The sequence below is a fragment of the Cytobacillus gottheilii genome (genome assembly GCF_900166665.1).
Classification (GTDB): domain Bacteria; phylum Bacillota; class Bacilli; order Bacillales; family Cytobacillaceae; genus Cytobacillus; species Cytobacillus gottheilii_A.
In genome coordinates this window covers 3,625,367-3,629,166 of record NZ_LT800494.1, presented here as the reverse complement: position 1 = coordinate 3,629,166, position 3,800 = coordinate 3,625,367, and the positions used below count along the sequence as shown (strand labels likewise).

Below are 3,800 nucleotides of genomic sequence, written 5' to 3'. Positions count from 1 at the left end.
TAGGCGCAGTAGATAAAGTTGAAGATGGAAGTATCCATGATCCATATCGGATTGAATATTTAAGAGAACATATTAGTGAAATAAAGAAAGCAATTGAGATTGACGGAGTTCCAGTCATGGGGTACACAATGTGGGGACCTATCGATTTAATTGCAGCAAGTACGGGGGAAATGAAAAAAAGGTACGGATTCATATATGTTGATATAGATGATGAAGGTAAAGGTACTTTTAAAAGAATTAAGAAAGATTCCTTCTATTGGTACAAAAAAGTGATTGAAACAAACGGTGAGAATTTAGAATAAATCTAAAATCATAGGCAAGTAGCTATTAGTATGATCTGAAAAATTGTGCTAATAGCTGCTTTTTCCCCGTTCTTAAGGGACCGACTATGAAATCCTTCCACTGAAAGGAGAATACCATGATAACAATAAAAAAAGTGTTGAATTCCAGTGTTGTGCTAGTAGAAGATGAACATAAGAAAGAATCGATTCTCTTTGGAAAAGGGATTGGTTATGGAAAGAAAGCTGGCAGCGTAATTTCGGATCAAGAAGTTGATCAAATGTTTATTCCGATTGAAAACCTAAAGGCAAAAGAATTTTTGGGTTTATTGGACTCTATTCCACCAGTTTTTATCGAACTGACTCAGCAAATTGTGTCTTATGCTGAAAAGAAATTGAATACCAATCTTAATACGGGTATATATTTTACCCTAATGGATCACTTGAATTTTGCGGTAGAAAGGTTTAACAAAAATATAAATATTACGAACCGTGTCTATTGGGAGATCAAAAATTATTATACTGAGGAGTTTGAAATTGGTGTATTTGCCCTTAATCTATTGAACGAAAGACTGGAACTTGAACTGCCTATAGAAGAAGCAGCGAATATCGCCTTTCATTTAATTAATGCTCAAGGAGAAAAAAAGGATTCCTCTAACAATGGAATGAGAATTGCTAAGATGATTGGAAGCATCGTTAACTTAGTCCGATATACATTTAATATTAATACAAACAATGAAAATATACATTATACGAGATTTATTACTCATGTTAAATTTTTTGTAGAACGTTTTTATGCAAATAAGATGATTGATGACAAAGATAATGTACTATTTGAACAAATAGCAACTTTGTACCCGGAAGCAATGTCAGGAGCATTTAAAATTAAAGAATATATTGAGCAAGTAAATAAAAAAACAATCCCTAACGAGGAATTAGCGTATTTAGCTGTCCATATTCATCGGTTAATTAATTATAATGAACTTTAAAAGACATTGTGCAGCGATTAGAATTTTTTTATTACTGAGGAAAGACAAAAGTATCGATCTATTAATTAATTTAAAAATCTGACTTTCTTCTAAGAAAGTTCAATAATAAATATTTCATTGAGCAGTTATACTGACCCTATGTATAAATAGTTATAGCTAAATTTATTAGGGGTGCAAATATTAGTAAGAGCCTTGCTGCATTAACTGCAGCAAGGCTCTTACTATTTTTAAATTATTATCAATTAATACACGATGGAATAGTGGAAAGGCTGAGCCGCCGATGGGTTGCCAAGGGAAAAGCCTAATCCGCCGATGGGTTGCCAAGGGAAAAGCCTAATCCCGTTGATATTGAGAGTCAAAAGCCAGATGGAACAAACATACTTGAATATAAAATCAGTTAAGGCTTCAGCACCACTTTAATACACTCATCTTCATGGTCATTAAATGTCTTATAGGCTTCACTGGCCATGTGTAATGGCAGATTATGTGTAATAATTTCCGTTGGGTCAAACTTGCCTTCCTTAATCATGTCAAAGAGCATTGGCATGTAATGAATGACAGGAGCCTGTCCCATTTTAAGGGTAATATTTCTTTCAAACAGATTGCCGAGCGGGAAGTGGTTGTACATGGAACCATATACACCCGTAACCTGCAAGGTGCCGAACTTTTTAATGGCCTTCATTCCGATTCGAATTGCACTTGTTGTACCGCCTGAAAGTTTTAATTTTTGCTCAACCACTTCCAGAGGATTCTTTTTGCCATCCATTCCGACGCAATCAATGACAACATCTGCTCCACCTTTTGTGATTTCCGCAATATATGCACCTGTGTCCTCATGGTCATCAAAGTTAATAACTTCGACTTGATTCATTTTCTTGGCATGATTTAAGCGATACGCTACATTATCCACAGCAATGACACGTTTTGCACCTTTCATCCATGCGAACTTTTGTGTCATTAAGCCGATTGGACCGCACCCTAAAACCACAACGGTATCTCCTTTTTTGACACCGCCGCTTTCAACACTCCAATACGCTGTCGGGAGCACATCCGACATAAAGAGCAGGGACTCATCTTCAAGCTCGACAGATTCAGGAATCACAAAGGGTACAAAATTACCGAATGGCACACGGAGCAATTCGGCTTGTCCGCCTTGATAGCCTCCATATCGTTCTGTAAATCCAAAATAACCGCCTGTGTCCACATGCGCATTTGTATTAGAGTTGTCACACTGACTTTCCATATCATTGGCACAATAATGACAGTGTCCACAGGAGATATTAAAAGGAAGTACAACACGATCGCCTTTTTTTACTTTCTCCACACTTGGACCCACTTCTTCAACAATTCCCATCGGTTCATGACCAATCACATAATCTTTGGATGCCGGAAGAGCTCCTTGATAAATATGAAGATCTGATCCGCAAATAGCTGTAGATGTCACTCGAATAATAAGGTCATCACTTTTTTCAATCTTTGGATTCGCTACCTCTTTAACCTGAATATCTTTTGCACCTTGGAAAGTAACAGCTTTCATATTAAAAATTCCTCCTGATGTAAGTGATTTTTAATAAAATAGAAACTTATAACACTTACTTCCCTTATTTTCGCAAGGTAATCAACTACTGAAATGATTCAAATAATTAAAGGGGAATTAATTGAAGGGCTACTTTTTATATTTGTAATAGTGATGAAGTTAGAGCAGAAGTGGGATGAACGTGGGAACCTGTCCACGAAAATACAAAAACATAGAGATTTTGTCGATAAGCGGAGAAATTCCCCTTATTTCTAAGAAAGCTCAAAAAATAGCCAAAATAGAGGGAGGGATTCCGACTATTTCCTCAAAATATGTGAAAATGACCGGTTTTACTAGACTTAACCGGAAAATCTCCGCTTATTTTCGCCAAAAAGAGCTCCAAATGGCAAATAGGCGGAAAATCTCCGCTTATTTAACTTGAAATGGATACTAATATGAATGAACCGAGGAACCTGTCCCTAAAAACTCTGACATAAGCAGTTTTGACCTCAACCAACTTAGTTACCTTCTCCTATCTTTTATAAAAACGGTCAAAAAGGTTTCTCTAGACTCACACGATTACGGCTTGTTACTATATAGTTCGATGGTTGACAGGGAGTTGATTGGATGGAAGAACAAAAATATAAAGATTTAAAATTAGGGGAAAGAGGAGCGATTATTAGTATAGTTGCTTATATTGTCCTTTCTATATTCAAGCTTCTAGTAGGGTACATGAGTGATTCCGCTGCTTTAAAAGCAGACGGATTAAATAATACAACAGATATCATTGCTTCGGTTGCTGTGTTAATTGGATTAAGAGTTGCACAAAGACCACCAGATGGGAATCATACATATGGCCATTGGAAGAGTGAAGGCATTGCAAGCATGGTTGCCTCATTTATTATGATGGCTGTTGGAATTCAGGTCCTGATTGATGCGGGAACTTCTGTGTTTGAAGGGGAAAGTGAATCACCTGATATCGTTGCGGCTTACGTTGGACTGCTATCGGCGGTTGTT

General features: G+C 36.7%; 4 protein-coding genes. 3 read left to right on the top strand and 1 reads right to left on the bottom strand.

Annotated elements, in window-relative coordinates; all coding sequences use genetic code 11:
* Both B7E07_RS17815 and B7E07_RS17810 read left to right on the top strand, forming a co-directional pair.
* On the top strand, positions 1-302 hold a 302-nt coding region (locus tag B7E07_RS17815; RefSeq protein WP_139785744.1), incomplete at its 5' end, for a family 1 glycosylhydrolase.
* Between the two features lie 116 nt (positions 303-418).
* On the top strand, positions 419-1,267 hold the full coding sequence (locus tag B7E07_RS17810; protein WP_080848167.1) for a PRD domain-containing protein: 849 nt from the start codon (positions 419-421) through the stop codon (positions 1,265-1,267).
* Positions 1,268-1,664: 397 nt separating this feature from the next.
* Here the strand turns inward: B7E07_RS17810 and B7E07_RS17805 are convergent, their stop codons facing one another.
* Positions 1,665-2,804, bottom strand: a complete 1,140-nt coding sequence (locus B7E07_RS17805) for a zinc-dependent alcohol dehydrogenase (protein ID WP_080848164.1) — start codon at positions 2,802-2,804, stop codon at positions 1,665-1,667.
* 606 nt (positions 2,805-3,410) lie between these two features.
* On the opposite strand from B7E07_RS17805, the gene B7E07_RS17795 reads away from it, so the two are divergent.
* A partial coding sequence (locus B7E07_RS17795; protein ID WP_139785743.1) for a cation diffusion facilitator family transporter occupies positions 3,411-3,800 on the top strand: 390 nt, incomplete at its 3' end.